The sequence below is a fragment of the Gilliamella sp. Nev3-1 genome, assembly GCF_001690435.1.
Taxonomy (GTDB): domain Bacteria; phylum Pseudomonadota; class Gammaproteobacteria; order Enterobacterales; family Orbaceae; genus Gilliamella; species Gilliamella apicola_C.
In genome coordinates, this window is record NZ_LZHN01000060.1 from 1 (window position 1) to 1,149 (window position 1,149).

At 25.7% G+C, this 1,149-nt stretch carries 1 protein-coding gene; it reads left to right on the forward strand.

The genetic code is table 11. From position 1 onward, the window contains the following. The coding region (locus tag A9G40_RS09205; RefSeq protein WP_141675238.1) for a DUF2326 domain-containing protein at positions 1-512 on the forward strand (512 nt) is incomplete at its 5' end. Positions 513-1,149 lie beyond the last annotated feature (637 nt).

Sequence of the window (1,149 nt, forward strand, 5' to 3'; positions counted from 1 at the left end):
AGATTCAAAATAAATATTTTGAATTAAGTGATAATTTAAAAAAAGAAATTGAATCTATTAATACAAATATTAACACAATCTTAGTAGAATCAATTTCTAGAATTCAAATGATAATTAATAATTCATTGGCTATTTTTATAAAAAACATATATCCAAACGACCCAATAGAACCAAAATTACTTATTAATAATAAAAAATATATATTTGATTGTGGTGATGACAGAGGAACAGGTAAAGGATTTTCCAATTTAATATCGTTGGACTTAGCTTTTCTAGCTAATACACTTCTACCGTGCCTTATTCATGATAGTTTATTATTTAAAAACTTAGGTATTTCTGCGGTTGAAAATTTAATAGACACTTATTTTTTATTTAAAAAGCAGATATTTATTTCGATTGATGAAGTCAAAAAGTATAAAAAAGAAATGCAAGAAATAGTTTATGATTCAATGTTTTTAAAATTAGATAAAGATAATACAGCATTTAAAGTCAATTGGAAAAAGAATATTTAAAAGTTTGTGTGTATGCACGTACTCAGATTATTTAACAGAGCATTATTAACGTTACACTCGAAATTCTAAAGAAAGCTACTAAATATAGTGCGTGTACATTATCGTTTTTCGTTACCATGAACTAGTCCTGTAAATCTTAAAGATAAACACAATTCTTTTATTGATACTGCCAAAAACTCGAAAGAGAGAACTGTAGAATTAGAACATATGATATTGAAGTTACTTATCAAAAATTTTTGTATCGTTTTAATAAAGTGAAGTATTCTATATTAGATAATTTCGATGAAGATTTATACTGTGAAAATTTTAGTAAATATAAAAACATGGGATGAACCAATTCGTCTTAAGGGTTTATTTGAAAGTAAATCTTTAAAAAGCATATAAGGTTGAAATTGGGAATGGTAGAAATAATGACTGCGTTGATGTGGTTCTAGACACTGAACACAACCCTAGTTCGCCTCCTGTCCAGTTATTTAATGATGACATATATTGTAAAAAAATAGTTCAAGAAGTTTATGGACGGAGTAAAATTGTCTAATTTATACAAATTTTCTCTCCTAACTTAGTTTTCTCCAAACAGTATTAAGTTGAATTTAAGAAAGAATTTGAATATTATGTAGTAGTATCATTTGTATTA